Origin of the sequence: Nonomuraea sp. NPDC050547, assembly GCF_044457345.1 — a bacterium.
Taxonomy (GTDB): Bacteria; Actinomycetota; Actinomycetes; order Streptosporangiales; family Streptosporangiaceae; genus Nonomuraea.
Genome location: NZ_JBITGW010000012.1, coordinates 16,537 through 35,909 on the forward strand (window position 1 = coordinate 16,537; position 19,373 = coordinate 35,909).

The 19,373-nt window shown below is 71.2% G+C and carries 18 protein-coding genes; 7 read left to right on the forward strand and 11 right to left on the reverse strand.

The features are described 5' to 3' along the window. Positions 1–7: 7 nt before the first annotated feature. The 3 genes from ACIBHY_RS28365 to ACIBHY_RS28375 all read right to left on the reverse strand — a co-directional run bounded on the left by ACIBHY_RS28365 (position 8) and on the right by ACIBHY_RS28375 (position 2,880). Positions 8–1,012, reverse strand: a complete 1,005-nt coding sequence (locus tag ACIBHY_RS28365) for a CU044_5270 family protein (RefSeq protein ID WP_397308179.1) — start codon at positions 1,010–1,012, stop codon at positions 8–10. After that, on the reverse strand, positions 1,009–1,593 hold the full coding sequence (locus tag ACIBHY_RS28370) for an RNA polymerase sigma factor (RefSeq protein ID WP_397257814.1): 585 nt from the start codon (positions 1,591–1,593) through the stop codon (positions 1,009–1,011). Before ACIBHY_RS28370 ends, ACIBHY_RS28365 begins: the two co-directional genes overlap by 4 nt. Positions 1,594–1,674: 81 nt before the next feature. Next, positions 1,675–2,880: a cytochrome P450 gene (locus ACIBHY_RS28375; RefSeq protein ID WP_397308180.1), complete on the reverse strand. Its 1,206-nt coding sequence runs from the start codon at positions 2,878–2,880 to the stop codon at positions 1,675–1,677. A 198-nt stretch (positions 2,881–3,078) separates the two neighbouring features. Here ACIBHY_RS28375 and ACIBHY_RS28380 point away from each other — a divergent pair, with 198 nt between their 5' ends. After that, positions 3,079–3,747 carry a helix-turn-helix domain-containing protein gene (locus ACIBHY_RS28380; protein WP_397257818.1) on the forward strand — a complete coding sequence of 223 codons (669 nt, stop codon included), beginning with the start codon at positions 3,079–3,081 and terminating at the stop codon, positions 3,745–3,747. A gap of 7 nt (positions 3,748–3,754) precedes the next feature. Here ACIBHY_RS28380 and ACIBHY_RS28385 read toward each other — a convergent pair whose 3' ends face one another. The 3 genes from ACIBHY_RS28385 to ACIBHY_RS28395 form a co-directional block, all read right to left on the reverse strand. Further along, complete coding sequence (locus ACIBHY_RS28385; protein WP_397308181.1) at positions 3,755–4,717, reverse strand: cupin-like domain-containing protein; 963 nt, start codon at positions 4,715–4,717, stop codon at positions 3,755–3,757. Between the two features lie 111 nt (positions 4,718–4,828). After that, positions 4,829–5,497, reverse strand: a complete 669-nt coding sequence (locus ACIBHY_RS28390) for a response regulator (protein WP_397257822.1) — start codon at positions 5,495–5,497, stop codon at positions 4,829–4,831. Then, positions 5,494–6,678 (reverse strand): sensor histidine kinase, encoded by a 1,185-nt coding sequence (locus ACIBHY_RS28395; RefSeq protein ID WP_397308182.1) that lies wholly within the window; start codon positions 6,676–6,678, stop codon positions 5,494–5,496. Before ACIBHY_RS28395 ends, ACIBHY_RS28390 begins: the two co-directional genes overlap by 4 nt. A gap of 209 nt (positions 6,679–6,887) precedes the next feature. Here ACIBHY_RS28395 and ACIBHY_RS28400 point away from each other — a divergent pair, with 209 nt between their 5' ends. From ACIBHY_RS28400 to ACIBHY_RS28410, 3 genes are read left to right on the forward strand one after another with little or no spacing between them, the layout of a single operon-like run. Next, the gene (locus tag ACIBHY_RS28400; protein WP_397308183.1) at positions 6,888–9,083 is read left to right on the forward strand and encodes an MMPL family transporter; all 2,196 of its coding nucleotides are present in this window, start codon (positions 6,888–6,890) and stop codon (positions 9,081–9,083) included. After that, positions 9,080–10,210 (forward strand): serine hydrolase domain-containing protein, encoded by a 1,131-nt coding sequence (locus tag ACIBHY_RS28405; protein ID WP_397308184.1) that lies wholly within the window; start codon positions 9,080–9,082, stop codon positions 10,208–10,210. Before ACIBHY_RS28400 ends, ACIBHY_RS28405 begins: the two co-directional genes overlap by 4 nt. 55 nt (positions 10,211–10,265) lie before the next feature. Further along, positions 10,266–11,456: a winged helix DNA-binding domain-containing protein gene (locus ACIBHY_RS28410; protein WP_397308185.1), complete on the forward strand. Its 1,191-nt coding sequence runs from the start codon at positions 10,266–10,268 to the stop codon at positions 11,454–11,456. Positions 11,457–11,644: 188 nt separating this feature from the next. Here the strand turns inward: ACIBHY_RS28410 and ACIBHY_RS28415 are convergent, their stop codons facing one another. Further along, positions 11,645–12,058: a hypothetical protein gene (locus ACIBHY_RS28415; protein ID WP_397257832.1), complete on the reverse strand. Its 414-nt coding sequence runs from the start codon at positions 12,056–12,058 to the stop codon at positions 11,645–11,647. 51 nt (positions 12,059–12,109) lie between these two features. Further along, positions 12,110–12,535, reverse strand: coding sequence for a MarR family transcriptional regulator (locus tag ACIBHY_RS28420; protein ID WP_397308186.1), 426 nt, complete (start codon positions 12,533–12,535; stop codon positions 12,110–12,112). 43 nt (positions 12,536–12,578) lie between these two features. Here ACIBHY_RS28420 and ACIBHY_RS28425 point away from each other — a divergent pair, with 43 nt between their 5' ends. The 3 genes from ACIBHY_RS28425 (at position 12,579) to ACIBHY_RS28435 (ending at position 14,303) form a co-directional block, all read left to right on the forward strand. Continuing rightward, entirely contained in the window at positions 12,579–13,025 is a 447-nt protein-coding gene (locus tag ACIBHY_RS28425) for a MarR family winged helix-turn-helix transcriptional regulator (protein ID WP_397308187.1), read from the forward strand. Positions 13,026–13,209: 184 nt separating this feature from the next. Next, on the forward strand, positions 13,210–13,596 hold the full coding sequence (locus tag ACIBHY_RS28430) for a PadR family transcriptional regulator (protein WP_397094517.1): 387 nt from the start codon (positions 13,210–13,212) through the stop codon (positions 13,594–13,596). Beyond that, complete coding sequence (locus ACIBHY_RS28435; protein WP_397257838.1) at positions 13,593–14,303, forward strand: RDD family protein; 711 nt, start codon at positions 13,593–13,595, stop codon at positions 14,301–14,303. The genes ACIBHY_RS28430 and ACIBHY_RS28435 overlap by 4 nt, the downstream gene beginning before the upstream one ends. Here ACIBHY_RS28435 and ACIBHY_RS28440 read toward each other — a convergent pair. The 3 genes from ACIBHY_RS28440 to ACIBHY_RS28450 form a co-directional block, all read right to left on the reverse strand. After that, a complete protein-coding gene (locus tag ACIBHY_RS28440; RefSeq protein WP_397308188.1) occupies positions 14,292–14,948 on the reverse strand; it encodes an alpha/beta hydrolase family protein in 657 nt (218 codons plus the stop codon). The two genes, ACIBHY_RS28435 and ACIBHY_RS28440, sit on opposite strands and share 12 nt — an antisense overlap. A 42-nt stretch (positions 14,949–14,990) precedes the next feature. After that, positions 14,991–16,319, reverse strand: a complete 1,329-nt coding sequence (locus ACIBHY_RS28445; RefSeq protein WP_397308189.1) for a carotenoid oxygenase family protein — start codon at positions 16,317–16,319, stop codon at positions 14,991–14,993. 679 nt (positions 16,320–16,998) lie between these two features. Then, positions 16,999–19,302: a sensor histidine kinase gene (locus ACIBHY_RS28450; RefSeq protein ID WP_397308190.1), complete on the reverse strand. Its 2,304-nt coding sequence runs from the start codon at positions 19,300–19,302 to the stop codon at positions 16,999–17,001. Positions 19,303–19,373: the final 71 nt, after the last annotated feature.

Consider the following 19,373-nt stretch of genomic DNA (forward strand, 5'->3'; position numbering starts at 1 on the left):
TGGGACGTCAGCAGGCCCTCGCCTCCGGGACATGTGGCATCGTGTCGACGATCTTGGCCTCCAGCATCGCGACGGCGGCGCGCAGCACCTCCGCGCCGTCCGGCCCCTCGGACAGGTTTCGCCAGCCGAGGAAACGATAAGTGCCGGGCTCGAAGATCAATTCGGCGCGTTCCCGGCCGTCCGGGCCCTGGTAGTCGATCGAGGCGCCGATGCCCTGCCGCCCGGCCGGGTCGGTGAGGTCGGTGCGCATGGTGGCGGCCGGCAGCTTGGACAGCGCGCCGAACACCGCCTCGCGCAGGCCGACGCCGGGGAAGGGATTCTGGGCCAGGGTGATCAGGCGGAAAGCCACCGTGACGTCGACTCGTGGCCCGACCTGGTCCTCGCTGGGCCTGGGCCGTTCATTCCTGACGGAGGCCTCGGCGTCCGCGCGTACCCGGGCGAGCAGTTCGCCGGGGTCGGTGGGCAGGTTCCCGGCGCCGTCCACCGGCAGCACGTCCGCGGCGCATCGCCCGGTCTGGTAGTCGACCGTGCCCGGGGTCGGCATCGTGGAGGGGACCTGGCCTCTGTGGATGCTCCGCCTGCCGTAGGTGGAACGGGTCAGCGCGTTCCCTGGGTCGGCGGCGGGGACCCAGGCCTCGTGGGTGACCTCCTGGGTGTGCTCCCCGTCGCCCTCGACCTCGCTCAACGTGAGAATCCAGTTCTGCTCCAAGCGCTTGACGTAGACGAACTGGCCGGTCTGTGGCGCCGGTTGCCTGGCGGCCGCGGTGGCCGCGTGCTGGAGCAGTTCCGCCGCGTTGGCCGGGGTCGCGCCGCCGTTGGGGCCGATCATGAAGGCGACCGCGGCGACGGTCGCCGCCAGCCCGACCGTGCCCGCCCTGAGCGCGTGCTTGGCGTAGCCGGTACGCGGCTTGCGCCCCGCCGCGAGCAGATCCCTCGCTCTGGCGGTGGCCGTGGCGGAGGGGCCGGGCAGCGCGTCGTACGACGACTTGATCTCCTGCAGGTCCTGCGTCATGACAACTCCTCGATGCCGACGTACGAGCGGAGCTTTCTGCGTGCCCGGTTGAGCCGCGAGCCGACGGTGCCCCGCGGGATGCCGAGTGCCTCGGCGATCTCCTCGTAGCTGAGCTGGGCACCGGCGACCAGCAGAAGCACGGTCCGGTCACCGGGCGAGAGCGCCGCCAGCCCGGCGGCCAGGCTCGGCCGCATGACGGCGGCCGACACCCGCTGGATCACGTGCTCGTCGTGGCTCACGACGTCGGTGACCTCGGCGCTCCTGGCCAGGGCGCGATACCTGCGCGCCTCGGCCCTGCGATGGCCGGCGATCAGGTTGGAGGCGATGCCGTACAGCCAGGCTCGTGCGTCGGGGTGGGAGAGGTCGTAGCGCGTGCGCCCGTGGAAGGCCCGCAGGAACGTCTCGGCGGCGAGGTCGTCCGCCGCCGATTCGCCGAGGCGGAACTGCACGTAGCGATGAATGGCCTGGTGATAGCGATCGAACAGCGCGCCGAACCGCTCGGGGCGGCTCAGCGATGCCTCGATGAGCTGTGCGTCGGTCTCGGTGGTTGGCGGAGCCGACGACGGAAGGGGTGGTGGCATGCCTGCCTTTCGGAGAAACTCCGTGGACACGCCTACTTCGCCGTACCCCCGTTTCGTATTCACGCCTTGGCGCGCCGGGCGCTAGTCCCAGGCGACCGGCAGGCTCTTGATCCCGAAGATGTCGGCGGTCTCAGGACGCAGCACGACCTCTTCAGCCGGTACGGCCAGCCGCAGCGTCGGGAATCGCTTGACCAGCGCGGCGAAGGCCACCCGCATCTCGATCCTGGCCAGCTGCTGCCCCAGGCACTGGTGGATGCCGTGCCCGAAGGCCAGATGCCCGCCGTCCTGCCGGCGCAGATCCAGAACGTGCGGATCGGAGAACCGCTCCGGGTCACGATTGGCCGTGTTGTACGACAGGATCACCGCCGAACCCGCCGCGATGGTCTGCCCGCCCAGCTCGACGTCCTCCAGAGCCGTCCGCATGAACGTCTTGCCCACGGTCAGATACCGCAGCAGTTCCTCCACGGCCCGCTCGGTCAGCTCGGGATCAGCCCGCAGCGCCGCCAGCTGCGCCGGGTTGCGCAGCAACGCGAACGTGCCCAGGGCCAGCATGTTCGCGGTCGTGTCCAGCCCGGCGGCCAGCAGGATCAGGCTGACCCCCCGCAGCTCCTCATCGGTCAGATCACCCTCGATGAGATCGCTGAGCACGTCGTCGGTGGGGTTGGCCCGCTTGGCCGCGACCAGCTCGGCGAGGTAGGCCTGTACCGCGGTATAGGCCGCGATCAGCTCCTCGTCGAGGGTCTCCCCGTCCATGAACTTCTCGACGTTCGCCTGGAAAGAGCCCCGGTCGGCGTACGGCACGCCGAGCAGCTCGCAGATCATGACGGCCGGAACCGGCTTGGCGAAGGCGGTCACCAGATCGGTGGGCGGCCCGGCCTTCTCCATGGCGTCCAGGTGCTCGGCGGTGACCTGCTCGATCCGCTCGGTGAGCTGCCGCATCCGCCGTACCGTGAACTTGCCCGCCAGCGGCTTGCGGTAGCGGCTGTGCCGCGGATCGTCCATCAGCAGGAACTCACCCGGCGGCGCCGGCGGAACCTCGATGTCACCGAAGTCGATCAGCGGATGATGACGCATCAGCTCCTTGCGCGAGCTGAACCGCGAGTCGGCGAGAACGGACCTTAGCAGGTCGTAGCCGGTGACCAGCCAGCCTTCGTGCCCGTCGGGGAAGACGAACCGGCTGATCGGACCATGGTCGCGCGCCTCGACCAGTTCCTTGGGCGGGTCGAAGGGACAGCCGGGCTGACGCGCCGCCGGCATCGCCGCAATGGTGTGGACAGATTCACTCATGACCTGTCCTCATATCGCGATAGTACGTGTTTGACATGTCTTGAAAGCTACGTTGCATTCGGACAAGCTGTCAACCCGCCCGCGTGCGTTACCCCAGATTTATGCCGATATTTCAGTGCAATGACGTTGCACCCAAACGCAATGGACGTTGCAATGAATGGAGGCGAAGGCAATACTGGCGGCATGCCAGGAGGACGGTTGACCCAGCAGGACCGCGAGCGCATCGCGGCCGGACTCGCCAGCAGGCTCTCCTACGCCCAGATCGCCCAACGGCTGAACCGCCCGACCTCGACGATCAGCCGGGAGGTGGCGCGCAACGGCGGCCCCGGCGGCTACCGGGCCCAGCAGGCGCACCAGGCGTCGGTTCAGCGGGCCAGGCGCGGCACACCGGCGCCCCCGCGTGCGACCGGAACACCGGCCGGCGCTTTGGAACAGGAGATCATCGAGATGGTGGTCAGGACGGGACTGCCGCGGATGACCGCGCGCGTACAACTCGACCTGGCGCTGTCCGAGAACGGCAGGCGCACCGCGGCCGAGCTCACCCGCAGGCTGCGGATCAGCCCGGCCTCGGTATCCGTGGCCGTGAACTCCCTGGTCGAGAGCGGGTTCATCCGGCGCGAGCGCGATCCGCGGCGCCGGCGCGACATCTACGTGCTCGACGACGACGCCTGGTACCACGCGGTCGTGACCAGCGGGCGGCAGACCCTCGAGACCATGCGCGCCACGATGGCCCTGGCCGAGGCGCACGGGCTCGACAGCACCGTGGGGCGGCGGCTGGCCAGGACGGGTGCGTTCCTGGAACAGGTCAGCAAGGACACGATCGAGTCAGCCGATCGCTGGCGTGGCCTCCTGGAGCTCGGCGAGTGACGATCGCTCACTCTTCGCCGTCCGCGGCCCGCTTCCCCGGCCCCGACTTGTGGTAATCCTCCGGCTCGAAACGGCCGTATCGAATCAGGTTGTAGAGGCATTCACCCGTGGAGGGCGGAGTGAAGAAGAAGTTCTTTTGATAGCGCTTGCCGAGCACGCCGTAACGGACCATGTCGGTGGCGGTGCGCGCGACGTAGCGGGGGCCCAGGCGCAGCAGAATGCCGAAAAACGCGCGCGCGGACATCATCGGGCCGAACCAGTGGTTGATGGAGATCGACGGGGACTCCGAGCGCAGGTAGTGCCACCAGCCCCGGGGGATGTAGAGCAGGTCGCCGGGGCCGACCGTGGTGGTGTAGACCCTGGCGCGGGCGAGGCGGGGATACTGCTCCGCGTCGTAGTGCTCGGGGTCCACCGGGCTGTTGACGATGTTGTCGACGAAGGGGTGGACGAGGTGCGTCTGCCGTACCGACACGAGGACGACCCGCTTGTAGCCGCGGATCTGGGTGAAGACGTTGTCGTTGGCATCGCTGTGCAGCCCTGAGCAGGTGCCGCCCGAGCCGACCCACAGCCTCGTGTCGGTGGCGTGGGTGCTCGGCGGGGTGAGCGGGGTGAAGTCGAAGGCCGAGCCGTACCCGGGGATCAGCTGATCGGGGCGGCAGTATCCCAGGTAGCAGGCCGCCTTCAGGTCGGGACGCTCAGCGTGGTCGAGGAAGTCGTCGAAGGGCATCTCGCGCTCGTACGACTCCTGTCCGCCGGGGAGCAGACCTCCTGACTTGGGCAGTTCGTCCAGCACGGTGACAGGGGTGTCACCCCCGAGGGCCCGCAGGCTGTCGAACGTCCAGCCGGCGGCCTTCCAGCCGTCGATGAGACCGTTGACCTTGATCGGTTGTCGTGCTCTGATCGCCGCGTGCAGGGTGTCCGGCCGCGTGTCGTTGACGGCTGGAATCGGCCTCGTCCTCAGCTGCGCCATTCTTTACACCTTTTCTGTCGCACGGTGAGATGGACAGTTCGGCCCCTAGTCTGCGGAGCCGGTAATTTAGGGTCAAGTGACGCTTCTATTGATAAATAGGGTCGAGAGACTTTATGGCTTGTGTTCCTCACCCGCGGTCACCAAGCCCGATTCATAGGCCACGATGACCGCCTGCGCGCGGTCGCGGACGGAGAGCTTGTCGAAGATGCTGGTGATGTAGTTCTTGACGGTCGAGAGGCTGATGTCGAGGACCTGGGAGATCTCGGTGTTGTCGAGGCCGGTGGCCATCAGGCGCCACACCTCGACCTCGCGGGGCGTGAGTTCGCCCAGGCCCCTGGTGGCCGGCCGCGTACCGTGGGGGGCCCGTACGTAGGTGGCGATCAGCCGGGTGAGCAGGCGGGGCGCGACGGCGGCCTCGCCGGCGTGGACGGTGCGGATCGCCGCGCTCAGCTCCTCCGGGGAACTGTCCTTGGGCAGGAACCCGTAGGCCCCGGCGCGCAGGGCGCCCACCAGGTACTCGTCCATGTCGAAGGTGCTGAGGGCCAGGACCCGGCTGCCGGGCACGGTGGCGGCGAGTTCCTTGGTCGCGGCCACTCCGTCCAGGACGGGCATCCGGATGTCCATGACCACGACGTCGGGGCGCAGCCGCCGGGCGAGGGTGACGGCCTGCGCGCCGTCCTCGGCCTCGCCCACCACGTCGAACGACGGGTCCGGGGAGAGGATCAGCGACAGGCCGCGCCGTACCAGCAACTGGTCGTCCACGATCATGACCCTGATCATCGGCGTGCCCCCTCGTGCTGGACGGCCGCCTCGTCGGACTCGTCCGTGGTCAGCGGCAGGCCGGCCACCACGGCGAACCCGCCGTCGGGCCGCGGGCCCGCGCTGAGGGTGCCGCCGTGCAGGGCGACACGCTCACGCATGCCGATCAGGCCGTATCCCCCGATCGGTGCTCCCTCCTGGGGTGGCGCTCCCCCGCCGTCGTCCCGCACCTCGACGGTGACCCGGTCCTGGGCATAGGTCAGCTCGACGGACGCGCGGGCGGGCCCCGCGTGCTTGCGGGCGTTGGTGAGGGCCTCCTGGGTGATCCTGAACACCGTGAGGCCGACGGTCGGCGGCAACGGCCGCGACGGCCCGTGGACGCTGAACTCGGTCGGCAGGCCTGCCAGACATGACTCCTCCACCAGGCGGCCGAGGTCGCCGGCCCCCGGCTGGGGCTGTGACGGCGTGGCCTCCGGTTCGTCACCGTCGCGCAGCACGGCGAGGAGCTGGCGCATCTCGCGCAGCGCCAGCCGCCCGGAGGCCTCCAGGGTGACCAGCGCGTCCCGGACCACCTCCGGTTCGGCGAGGTTGGCGCGGGCTCCGCCGGACATGAGCTGCATCGTGGTGATGTGGTGGGCCACGATGTCGTGCAGCTCTCGCGCGATGCGGCGGCGTTCGTCGGCCACCGCGCGGTCGGCGAGGAGCCTGCGGTTGGCCGCCACCTCCGCCTGCCAGCGGTTGACCGCCATGGCGGTGCCGACGACGATCAAGGTGGTGAGCGGCGGGATGACGGCGTCCTGCCAGGACGGAAAGCGGCCGATGCTCTGGCTCACCAGCGTCAGCGCCACCGTCGCGACGGCCGCGACCGCCGTCACCCGGCCGGGGCGAGCCCTGGCGACCGCGTACAGGGCGACCACCAGGACGGCGCCGAAGTGCCTGGGCAGCGGCACGATCAGGGTGGCCGCCGAGTCGAGTACCAGGATGGCGGTGAGCGCCGCCACCGGGTGGCGGCGCCGGGCGAGCAGCGGCAGGGCGGCCAGGGCGACGAAGAGGAACCCGGCCACGCTCACGGCGTGCCGGCCGTCGGGGGCGTTGAAGAACGCGTAGCTGAGCAGGTTCATCACGCAGGCGCCGCCGGCCACGAGCGCGTCATTACGCGTCCACGGCGGCTCGGCGTCGTCCGCCTGCCGGGTCCTGAGCATGTGTTCCCCCTGTGTCCCGTCCCCGGACCAGGGTTACACAGCGGCGGCGGTGACCAGGACCACGCTCCTGGTCACCGGCGGAGGGAAGGACCCAGGGCCCCGATCAGGATCATCCGCTGCCACGAGGTTCGGCGCCTGTCCTGCTGATGGTCTGGAAGCAGGCCGGGAGCCCCCGGCAGACATCCGCATTCCGTCCGCCGGAGGACATCGTGATCCGCGCCCTGACCGGGTACTCCACCACACACCCATGGAAGGTCATCGCCCTCTGGGCGGTGCTGGGTGTCGCGCTGAGCGCCCTGACTCCGACGCTGTTCGACCGCGTCACGCAGAACCAGGCCGGAGACTTCCTGCCCCGCGGATACGACTCGGCCGCCGCGCTGCACATCGCCAAGGAGCGGTTCGGGGTGAACCCCGACGCCACCACGGTGACGATGCTGGTCGCCCGGTCCGACGGCGAGGCCCTCACCGCTCCCGACCGGCGCCGGATCGAGGCCGAGGCGGCGAAGCTGGCCAAGCGCCGGGTGATCATGCCCAGGGAGGACGACGGCCCGCAGCAGTTCCTGATCCCGGACCGCTCCCAGACCCCGCGGATCGCCCCCGCGATGACGGCGCCCGGCGGGAGCTTCCAGCTGCTCTCCGTCGAGCTGGTCGGCAATCGCGCGGACAAGGGTGTCCAGGGCGTCTACCGGACCTTCCGTGACGCTGCCAGGACGCGGTTCGCCGAGGCGGGGATGCGCACCGGGTTCACCGGGGCGCTCGCCGACACCGTCGACACCATCGACTCCCGCAAGATCGTCACCACGGTCGGCAGCGGCATCATCATGGGCCTGATCATCCTGCTCAACGTGCTGGTGTTCCGCAGCGTGCTTGCGGCCCTGCTGCCGCCGCTCGCGGTCGCCCTGATCGGCTTCGTGGCGGCGGGGGCCGTCGCGGGGGCCGCGATGCTCACCGGGCTCAAGCTCGACGCGAGCACTCCGGGCCTGATCAACGTGGTCCTGCTCGGCATCGGCATCGACTACCTGCTGTTCCTGTTGTTCCGCTTCCGCGAGCACCTGCGGGAAAGGCCGGAGCAGTCCGCCCGCGAGGTGGCCGCGCAGGTCTCCGCCCGGGTGGGCGCCGCGATCACCTCGGCGGCGCTGACCATCGTGGCCGCGTTCGCCACGCTGGGCCTGGCGACCTTCGGGCAGTTCCGCTCGATGGGCCCCGCGATCGCCGTCGCGGTCCTGGTGATGATGATCGGCAGCCTCACCCTGCTTCCGGCCCTGCTCGCCGCCGCCGGGCGCAAGATGTTCTGGCCCTCCCGTACGGCCCTGCGCCCCGAACCGGGCGTGGGCCGGGCCGCCCGCCTGGGCGCGCTCGTCACGCGACGGCCGCTGACGATGCTGACCGTCTCCGTCGCCCTGCTCGCCGCGCTGGCCGCCGGGCTGATCGGCATCCACATGGACTACGGCCAGGGCGGTTCCGCCGCCCGGACCCCCGCCGCGGCCACCGCCGCCGAGATCTCCCGTGCGCTGCCCGCCGGCGTGTCCGACCCGACGAGCGTCTACGTCGCCGCCAAGGACGGCCGCGCCCTCACCACCGATCGGCTCGACGGCCTGTCCCGCGCGCTCTCCGAGGTCGGGGGTGTGGGCCAGACCGCGCCGACCGTCCTGAACCAGGACCACAGCGCCGCCAGGATCGACCTCTACCCGACCGCCGACCCGCAGAGCCGGCAGGCCCGCGACCTGGCCTCGGGACCGATCAGGGCCGCGGTCGCCCGGCACACGCCCGCCGGGACGACGGCGCACGTGGGCGGCACCCCGGCCGTCGTCGCCGACATCTCGACCGCCGTCGACCACGACCTCACGATCGTGTTCCCGGTCGCGGCGGCGCTGATCGCGCTGATCCTCCTGCTGCTCCTGCGCAGCCTGCTCGCGCCGTTGATCCTGATGCTCTCCGTCGGGCTCGGCTTCGCCGCCACCCTCGGCGCCGCGGCCCTGCTGTTCCAGCACGTCCTGGGCGAGCCGGGCGTCGGCTTCACGCTGCCGCTGGTGCTGTTCCTGTTCGTCGTGGCCCTCGGGACCGACTACAACATCCTGATCGCCGACCGGATCCGCGAGGAGATGCGGCGATCCGGTACGGCTCGCGCCGCCGTGGCCCGCGCCGTACGGCACACCACGCCGGCCATCGCGACGGCCGGCCTGGTCCTGGCCGCCTCCTTCGCCAGTCTCGTCACGTCACCGGGCAACGAGCAGATCGCGTTCGCCATGACGCTCGGCATCATGCTCTCCGCCCTCGTCGTGTCCCTGGTGCTGGTCCCCGCCCTGGCCGCGCTCCTCGGCCGGGCGGTCTGGTGGCCGCTCCTCACCGAACCCCGGGCCGGCAACCGGTCAGCCCGCAACCATCTGCCGGGAGGCAACCGATGATGATGATGAAGAGCGCGATGCTGGTGTTGGCGGCCCTGGTCGCTTCGGCGCCGGGTCAGGCCGACGCGGCCCCCGCATACGGCCGGACGGCCTTGCAGGCTGATCTGGACACGATCCGCGACGCCGGCACGCTGGGAGTGCAGGCCCGGGTGGTCTCACCCCGCGGTGACCTGGCCGCGGCCAGCGGTACGGCGGTGCGCGGCCGTAAGGTGCCGGTCCCCGTCGACGGGCACTTCCGGATGGGCAGCAACACCAAGACCTTCGTCGCCACCGTGATCCTGCAACTGGAGGCGGAGGGCCGCCTGTCGCTCGGCGACAACGTCGAGCGATGGCTTCCCGGGCTGGTGCGCGGCAACGGCAACGACGGGCGCGCGATCACCGTCAGGCACCTGCTCCAGCACACCAGCGGCCTGCACGACTCCGTGGGCGACATCGAGATGAAGATGCGCACCGAGCGGGGTTACCGCGAGTACCGGTTCCTGCGCATGAGCCCGAGGAAGCTGGTGGCGCTCAGTGTCGGCCACCGCCCGCTCTTCGCCCCCGGCGCCCGCTGGAGCTACTCCAACATCAACTACCTCCTCGCCGGGATGATCATCGAGCGGGCCACCGGGAACTCCTGGCGCGAGGAGGTGACGCGCCGGATCATCACCCCGCTGGGACTGCGGAACACCACCCTGCCCGGCGACTCCCCTCGCCTGCCCAAGCCGCACCCGGAGAGCTACACCGACGACGCCAAGACCGCCCGCCCGTTCCGCGCCACCCGGCTCAGCCTCGGCTGGGCCGGCCCGGCGGGCGAGGCCGTCACCACCACCGGCGACCTGAGCAGGTTCTGGCGCGGGCTGATGGGCGGCCGGCTCCTGCGGCCGCAGCAGCTCAAGAAGATGACCACCACGGTCCCGGTCGGCGCGCCCGGCAGGGAGTTCGGTCTGGGCATGGCCAAGCAGAAGCTCAGCTGCGGGATCACGGCCTGGTCGCACCCCGGCGGCACGCCCGGGTTCATCACCGACAACGCCGTCACCGAGGACGGCCGCACCAGCGTGGTCGTCTCCCGGACCAGCTACCCGGGCACACCGGAGCAGGGCAAGGCCACCGCCCGCCTGATCGACAACGCACTCTGCGGCAACTGAGTATCGCGGCCCAACCCCCACCGGCACCCCCCAGCCGCCGCGATAGTGTGCGGCAGTGGCTGACAAGGTCTCGAAAGGCGACGTCATCGCGTTTCGCCTCAACGCCCACCACCTCACCGCACGGTTGGGCGCGAACGGGCTGCTCGACGCGGCCGGCCGGTGCGGAATCCAGAACAGCCCGCCCGGATCGGCGCTGCTCGCCCTGCACGCCAGGGTGGAGAACCTCTCGCCGGAGCAGGTGACGCACGCGGTCGCCGAGGAGAAGAGCCTGCTGCAGAGCTGGTGCATGCGCGGCTCGCCGTTCTCCTTCCCGACCGCGGACGCCCCGGTGTTCACCACCGGCGTGCTGCCGCCGTCCGAGGAGGGGCGGCTTCATCTCATTCTCGGCGTGGAGCAGGCGCTCGGCGAACTCGGCATGAGCCTGACCGAGGCGGTCGAGCTGACCGGCGCCGAGATCGACGCCGGGCTGTCCGGGCGCCGGCTCGCCATCAACGAGCTGGGCGCGGAACTCGCCGTCCGGATCGCCCCCCACCTGCCGAAGAGGCAGCGCGGCATCTGGGAGGGGCAGGGCCCCTACGCCCAGGGCCAGCCGCTCGGTGAAGGCGTCGTGCATTTCTGCATCCGCATCCTCACGTTGCAGCGCGTGGTCTGCTTCGCGCCGCGCGCCGGGAACAAGGCGCCGTTCGTCCTGGTCGAGGAGTGGCTCGGCCGTACGATCCCCGACGTCGACCCCGAGGTCGCGCGGGCCGAACTGCTCCGCCGCTACCTGCGCTGCCACGGACCGTCGACACGCGCGGACTTCGCCGCGTGGGTGGGGATCAAGACCGGTGACACCGGCCCCTGGTGGAGCCTGGTCGAGGACGAGCTGACCCCGGTCGAGTACGACGGCAGGTCCTGGATCCTCGCCGAGGACCTCGACGCGCTGCGGTCGGCGCCGAAGCCTCAGGGGGTACGCCTGCTCCCGCCGCGCGACCCGTACACCCAGGCGCGTGACCGCGAGACGATCGTCGACCAGAAGTACCACCGGGAGGTGTGGAAGACAGTCGGCGAACCGGGCACGGTGCTCGCCGACGGCGAGATCACCGGCATCTGGCGGCCACGCAAGAGCGGCCGGAAGCTGACCGTCACCGTCAGGACGTTCGGCTCGCTGCGGGCTCGGGACAGGAAGGCGATCCAGGGTGAGGCCGAGCAGGTCGCGCCGTTGCGGGGCGCGTCGTCGGTGAACGTCGAGTTCGAAACCTACTGACGACCAGCCGCGGTCGACACCGCGCTCTGCTCCAGGAAGTAGTTCCTGGCGGGGCTTCCGGCCTGACGGCGACCAGGCCGCCGATCCGCGGACATGCCGTCACGCGCGGCACCCCGCCGTCCTTCCAGGACGGCGGGGCTGCCTCGTTCCGGGCCCTCTCCAGCCGGAGGAGGGCCCGGAAAGGCGGACTACTTGACCGCCCCCAGCCGGTACTCGGCGCCACCACCACAGCAGAGCCTGTAGTCCTTGGTCACGTCGCCCTGCAGGGTCACCTGGCCGAGCTGGTCGTTGGGATCGAGGTCGTCCACCTCGATCAGGCGGATCACCGCGTTGAAGGGGACGCACTTGTCGACCTCGACCCGCTGGCCCGCGGCCATCGACACGTAGCGGCCGGCCGGCCAGATCTTCCCGCCGTTGCTGGTGAGGTACACCTCGTCACGGCCGTTCTCGCTGATCGTGAGCGCCCGGATACCGTCGAGGAACACGTTGCCCCCGCAGGCGAGTTTCTCCCGTGCCGGAACCTCGGCGGCCGCCGACGTCCCGGTGAGCGCGAGTACCCCGACGCCGATGGCCACGGTCGCGAGCTTGAACAGCCTTCGCATGCTGGCTCCTTCTGCCGGTTGCTGGAGCCGCCAGCGAACCGCGCGGCGTCTTCATCCGGACTTCGGGCCGACGTCACCGCACGTCAGGAGGTCGAGGTTGTGCACCATCCGCGCCAGCACACCCACCGTCGCCGCGTACTCCTCCGCCGAGACACCGCGCCCGACGACGCCCCTCACCTCCCCGACCGCCTCTGCCCATCTCGCCTGGACCCTCCTCCCTTCGGCCGTGAGCACGACCCGTTCCCCCGCCTCGGCCACCAGCCCCCGGGCCGACAGCACCGTGAGGGCGTCGCGCACCCCGCCGAAAGGAGAGAGGACGCCAAGTAGATCAGCGGGGCCGTCGAGCAAGCTGGTGAGGATCTGCCACTGACGGCGGTCGGCATCCAGCCGGGCGAGAGCACGGTCGACCGCCTCGTCGATCGCCGCGTCGAGCCGCTTGGCCCAGTACCCGACGGGCCTCCGCCGCGAAGAATTCATGTCCATTGACATATTCATGTCTATGAGCATGTACCATGGGCGCATGACGGTCAACGACGAGGTGCGCCAGGTGGAACAAGCCATGGTCAGGGTCCGCCGCCGGCAGACCCGGCGGGCGCTCTCCCCCGGCGGCCTTCCCGACCGGCTCGCCGGGGTCCTCGACGCCGTGGAACCCGACCATCCCCACGGAACGACCGTGGGCACGCTCGCCCACCGGCTCGGCGTCGACCAGCCGCGGGCCAGCAAACTGGTGGCCGAGGCTGTCGCGGCGGACCTGCTGACGCGCTCCGCCGACCAGCGGGACGGCCGCCGCTCGCCGCTCGTCCTCACCGAGGAGGGGCTGACCGCGCTGCGAGCCGTACGCGATCATCGTGCGGCGCGCTTCGCCGGCGCCATGCACGACTGGCCGGCCGAGGACCAGCGGACCTTCGCCCGGCTGCTCACCCGCTTCGTCGACGCCCTCGACGAGGCGGACGCCGACCGCCCCTGAGCGACGTCACCCGCAGCTCAGTCCTCACCCGGCGCGAACCTCGGCTCCTTGGACAGCGCCAGCCGTACCAGCTCCAGATTTCCACCCACTCCGGCCAGCAGCGCGGCCCCCGCCACCCTGATACGACCGCCTCCGTTCGACCCGATACCTTGCCACATAAGGTATCGGGTCGTACCGTCTTCTTATGGCTGAGGACACCGAGGCGCCGCCGGGATCGGCCGCCATCGCTCGTCTGCGTCGCGAGCTCGCCCGCGGCACGACCGAGCTGGCCGTGCTGTCCGTCCTCGGCGTTCGCCGCCGATACGGCTACGAGCTGCTGAAAGTGCTGCGGGAAACGGCCGAAGGGGTCCTGGAGGTCAAGGAGGGCACGCTCTATCCGCTGTTGCACCGGCTGGAGGATTCCGGCCACATTCTGGCGACCTGGGAAGCCGAGGGGCGGGCCAGGCCGCGCAAGTACTACGTCATCACTCCGGAGGGTCGCACGTACCTCGCCATGCTGCGCGCCGAGTGGAGCGGCCTGGTCGGCGGGATGCGACAGCTCCTCGACACGCTTGGTGAGGTGCGTGAATGAGCAACGAGCAAGAGATCATCGACGATTACGCGCAACGGGTCGGCCGCCATCTGACGGGATCGGCCCGGGACAAGGCCAAGGCGGAGCTCGGCGCGCACCTGTCCGACGCGTCCGAGGCGGGAGAGCTGGACCAAGCCCTGAGCCGGCTCGGCACCCCGCGAGAGGCGGCGGCCACCTTCGCCGACTTACGATCCGCGCCGCCAGCGCCCATGAACGCGCGGCTGGCCGCGATCGTGATCGACAACCTGCCGCTCGCCGGCGTCACGCTCGCGCTGCTGGTGAAGGGGATCATCAGGATCAACGAGCTGGGGAACGGCTTCGCGCTGGCGTTCCCGCCGTTCCTGTACTTCAAGATCGGTGACGGATGCGTGGCCGTGGGCCCCGTCCTCTGCGACACCGACCCCTACGGCTACGCCGGGCTCCTCTACACCCTGGGCGTCCCGCTCGCCCTGCTCTGGTCGATCGCCGGCCTGGGCCTGGTGGAGGCCTGGACCGGCGCCACCCCCGGCAAGCGCCTGCTGAAACTGCGCGTCGTGACCGAGACCGGGCTACGCGTCCACCCGGCCAGGAGCATCGCACGACGCCTCAGCCTGATCCTCGGACCGGCCGCCTGGCTGGACTGGCTGCCCTTCGTCTGGGGGGACCGGCGCCGGTTGCTCGACCACCTGACCGGCACCAAGGTCGTACGGGCGCCGTCACCGTCCTAGTTCCGTGACGAACTCCAGGGTGGTTCGCGCGAGCCCGGCCAGGAACAGGTCACGGTCGAAGCCGTCGTCGTCGGCCATCCCCGGCGGAGGCGTGTTCATGAAGCTGAAGTGGCCCGCCTTGGGCACGATGCGAACGTCGACCGAGGCCGGTGCGCCCTTCAGGAGGAGGGCCTGCTCGACGGGCGTGACCGTGTCACGCTCGCCCGCGTACACCAGCATGGGCGCGGTCACCGCGTCCAGGGCGCCCGGCGCGGCGAACCACCCGGCGGCGGGCGCGTACAGGGCCAGACGCGCCACGCGCGGTTCGCGCGGAACCTCCAGGGGCCGCCCGTCCGCACCCCAGGGCGTCGCACCGGCGAGGCAGAGGGCGGCCCATCCGCCGATCGAGTGACCCACCGCCACGACCGCCGCTCCGGGAGAGGCCCAGCGGTCGAGCGCGTCCTTCAGGCCGCGCGGGCGGGCGAGCAGCTCCGCCGGGGTCGCGTCACGGCCGTTGAGGCGTTCGAAGCGGGGGGCGATGACCTGGCAGCCATGGTCGGCCAGGTGTTCGAGCAGCGGGCGGTGGCGTTCGGGGTCGCCGCCCGCTCCGGCGGCGAAGAGCACGACCCGTTCCTGTCCCGTGGGACCGAGCGTCAAGGCGTTCATGTTGTTGCTCCTTCGGGCCGTTGCCTGCCGTACCGAATCCTGTCAGACGGGGCCGGGAAGCCAGGTCCCGTGAAAACCCGACGGAACACGGACCGGCAGGTACACCTTTGCCACGGGCTCGGCCGCCAGATCGGCGGCGTCCAGGATCGCCAGATAGCCGGTTCCCCGTGAGCGGTCGTGGACGAAGGTCATCAGGTAGCCGTCCCCCGCCGCCCCGCTCCGGGGGACGAAGACCGCCTCGCCGCAGGTGTGACCCGGGGGCAGCCGGTGGGCCTCGCGGCTCGTGCCGGCGGCGAGATCGTACCGGTAGATCTCCGAGCGCTCCGGCTCGCTCTCCAGCGAGAAGCTGGTGACGTACCCGTACCGGTGGCTCTGCCCGACCTCGGCGTCGGCGACCCGCGGGTACTCGATCGGCACGTCGTCCAAAGGCTGCTCGGTGACCTTGCCCGAGGCCAGGTCCAGCCGCCAGCGGTACAGGACCGGCACGCCACCGCCGACGTCCTCGGGGCCGTCGCGCCACAGCGTCGGCACCCGGCAGCCGATGACCGTGATCACGCCGTCGGCCTCCGCGGCGTTCATGGTGTGCCACACGTAGCAGGGCTCGACCTCGAACCAGCGCACCGGCCCGCCGTCCCGGCGCATCACCCCGAACCGGGCACCGTGCCCGTCGTCCCACCGCCACGGCATCCCTCCGGCGGCCATCGCCGGATCGAACACGACGGGCAGATCCATGAAGATCACGTGGTCGCGGGTGATCGCGAAGTCGTGCATCATGCTCGCCCGCGGGATCTCCACCGCCTGCGACTGAAGCAGCTCGCCGGTCGGCGCCGCTCGATAGTAGGTGAGGTACGGCGGCCGCAGCCGGGAACCGAAGAACACCAGCTCACCGGTCACCGGGCAGACCTTGGGATGGGCGGTCATGGGCGTGCTCAGCGCGCCGCCGAAGGTGAACGGCCCGGCCGTCTCCAGCTCCGGCGTGAGCTCGTAGGGGAAGCCGCCCTCCTCCAGGGCGAGCAGGCGGCCCGCGTACCCGACCACGTGGGTGTTGGCGCTGGTGACCCGATAGTCGATCCGCCCGCTCTCAGGGTCGAAGGCCAGGGCGAACCGGGACTCTCCCGGGTGCTCGAACAGCGGTGTCCGCACGTACCGGTTGCGATACCAGCGTGCCCGCCCGCCGGACAGCGCCACCGCGTGAACCATCCCGTCACCGGCGAAGTAGTGCGGCGACCATCCCGTCCGCGGGTTCGGGCCGTTGCGCAGGTACACGCCGTTCAGCTCCTCGGGAACGGCACCGGCCACCTCGGCCGGCTCCAGGGTCACCTCCTCCACGACAGGCGCGTTGTTTCCCGACAGGTGCAGGGGCGTGGTCATCGGCTGGGCCTTCCGTCGTCCGATCCGGCCGGGCCAGCCTGCCGGGAACATCCGGGCAGAAACAGCCTTGTTCTTGCCGCCGCCGTCAGCCGCTCCAAGAACTCCCAGGTCAGGACGGGGGAAAATTCCCGGCTCGCGGTGGATAGTCCCCGAGGCCGCCGCTTTCTCCCAGCCCGTGCCGATGACGCCGTCTGAGTGGAGAGCCCTGACCGGTCGGTGGCGTTGCTGCTGTTCGCCGATCCCGAGCCGGCGGGCGCGACCATGCTCCGCTTCACCCGGGACCCCGGCGGCTGGAGGGCGGCGGGTGGCCCGCCAACGGCTACTGGGGCGGTTGTGCGCGGGAGTACGGGGCGGCCCCGCGTTCCTGACCGGGGCCAAGGGGGGCATGCTGAGCGCGATGGGCCGGTCCCCTTAAGGAGCGACCTTCCTCAGGTGGGTGAGTGTGTGGCCGGGAAGGACGGCGTTGCGCTGATCTCCCGCTGGATGGACGGCCGGGGGAACCCGCACACCTCGGTCCGGGGAGTGGACGCGTTCGGGCGGCGGATCTGGTCCCGTGACCTTCGAGGCGAGGCGCGGCGATCGCGGTGGTGAGCGACGACCGTCTGGAACGGGTCGACCGGAACGGGAAGGTCGGCGGGCGACGAGACGACGTCACGGCGGCGAGGTTCACCGAGACCGGTCAGCTGGTCACCGTGAACGCGAAGAACGAGGTGAGCTGGTCCGCGCCCTGATCGGCAGGCTGCCACCTGGCCTCCATCCAGAGCGTGTCGCCGCTGGTCAACGCTTCGATGCGTACCCCCGGCGTGGCCGGTGCCGGCACGTCGATCTCGCCGCAGTCGGCGACCACGCTGACCGACACCAACGCGGCGCTGCCCACCACCGTGACGCGGGCCCGGGTGGCCGCGGTGGCGAGGACGACGAGGACCGCTTCGGTGAGGTCCCGCCTGACCGCCACGGGCGGTGTCGGCCACTGGCCGCGTGAGTCCAGCTCCACCACGATGCCCTTGCGGTCGGCCACGTCGATGCAGTGACGCAGCTCGTGCAGCAGGGGGTTGGCGGCGTCGTCGGACTCGGCGAACAGCCTGCGCATGCGGGCCGCCTCGATGGCGCAGCTTCGCTGGACCGTGGGGCTCTCGGGGCGGAGTGAACCGTCTGCGAGCCCCTCCAGCAGCGGCACCGTGGTGGCCGACAGTTCGGCGAAGCGCTCCTGCCTGCGGTCGTGTGTCTCGGCGGCGACGGCTTCCGCGACGCGTACCCGCTCGATCTCCCTGCGCGCGGCCACCGCCGCCGTGCCGAGGCTGCGCAGGACGGTCGCCACCACCGCCACGCACAGCGGGAAGCCGATCACCGTGACGGACCCGGTCGCGAACCGGGCCAGCGACTCAGGCGTGGCGCCCTCGAACAGGAGCAGGTGCAGCAGCGCGGTGAGCTCGTGGCCCAGCAGGAACAGCGCCGCGGCGCGCAGGGGACGCTCCAGCACCACGACGAGGCCCGCCCAGGTGGCCGCGGCGAACATCCAGTCCTCGCCGGTCGACGTGCGGCCGTCCGGCAGGCTCACGTACGACAGCAGGGACGCGGCGAGCACGGCCGCGAGGACCGGGCCGCGCAACCGGTCCCACGACCGCCCGCGGACGACCAGCACGGCCTCCGCGATCAGCACGACCCCGAGCACCGCGAAGGCGCCGAACTGCGCGAGCGGCATGTCATAGGTGTGAACGTGGCTCACGAGGGTGGGGAGCGCGATCCCGAAGACGCCGATCATGGCGACGACCAGCGTCGCCACCCGCAGACCGCGCCCCAGCCTCGCCCGCGCCGACTCCTCGACGACATCCTTCACCACGGTGTCACCGACGGGGGCCGCACCCACGTCCCGCCATTCGAGCAGAACCTGAGTCCCCTCGCCCGCGGCGGAGGTGATCGTGGCCGTGCCGCCGACGCGCTCCATCCTGCCGCGGATGGACTCGCGCACGCCGCGCCGGGTCCCGGGCACGTCATGCGCCGAGAACCCCTTCCCCCGGTCGGCGACGTCGAGGCGCACTGCCCGCGCGTCACCGCTGAGCCGGACGGTCACGTGGGTGGTGCCGGAGTGACGGCGCACGTTGGTGAAAGCCTCACCCGCCGCGTCGGTGATCGCCCTGGCGACATGGAACGGCAGGCGCAGCCGCCCGGGGCCGTCGAAGTCCACGGTCAGCCGTGTGGCGGCGAGATCGGCACGCAGCAGCTCGACCAGGTCGGCATCCTCAGGCGCCCGCCCGCCGACCGAGCGCAGCCTGCCCAGGTCCCGCCGCGCCTGCGGACCCAGCCAGGCGGCGTCCGAACGCACCTGACCCGAGCCCACCATCAGCAGGGTCGTCGCCGCCGTGTCGTGCAGCGAGTTGACCTGCTCGCGTTCCTCGGCGCGCACGGCCGCGGCCAGCAGCGCCTCCCCGCGCGCCCGCAGGGCCTCGGCCGCCATCAGATCGGCCTGTTTCGCCGCGCGGCTGACGAGGATCCAGGCCGCCCTGGCCTGCACGGCGGCCGACAGCGCCCACAACGTCCCCGTGGCCAGGCTCGCGTCCACCTCCATCGCCCCCGCCGCCACGAGCAGCCCCACCGCCCCGCCGCCGGCGGCGACCGCGGCCACCCCGCCCGCCACCGGCGAGGTGTGCCACTGGTAGGTCGCGCAGGCGAAGGTGACCAGCAGGCGTAACCACCCCGTGTTCTTGTCCGCCACGGCGTCGGTCCAGAAGACGCTGCCGAACAGTCCGAGCAGGAGGGCCACGTCAACGGCGACCAGCGCGCTCCCCCGCCCCGCCCGCAGCCACCACGCGAAGGCGCAGGTCCAGAGCGCCGCGAGGCCGACCACGACCAAGGTGCTCACCAGTTGCTCGGCCGGGGCTCGCAACGGGGCGATGGCGCAGATCGGCACCAGCGTCGCCAGGCGCACCGCGGCGGCGTACCTGCGGCCGAAACGCACCAGCAGCGCCGCGGCCTCCCCTGCCAACCGCCCGCCTCTCGATCGCTTACGCCCTTGCCGCCCGCAGCCTAACGTCTCCGCCGCCCGGACATATCACG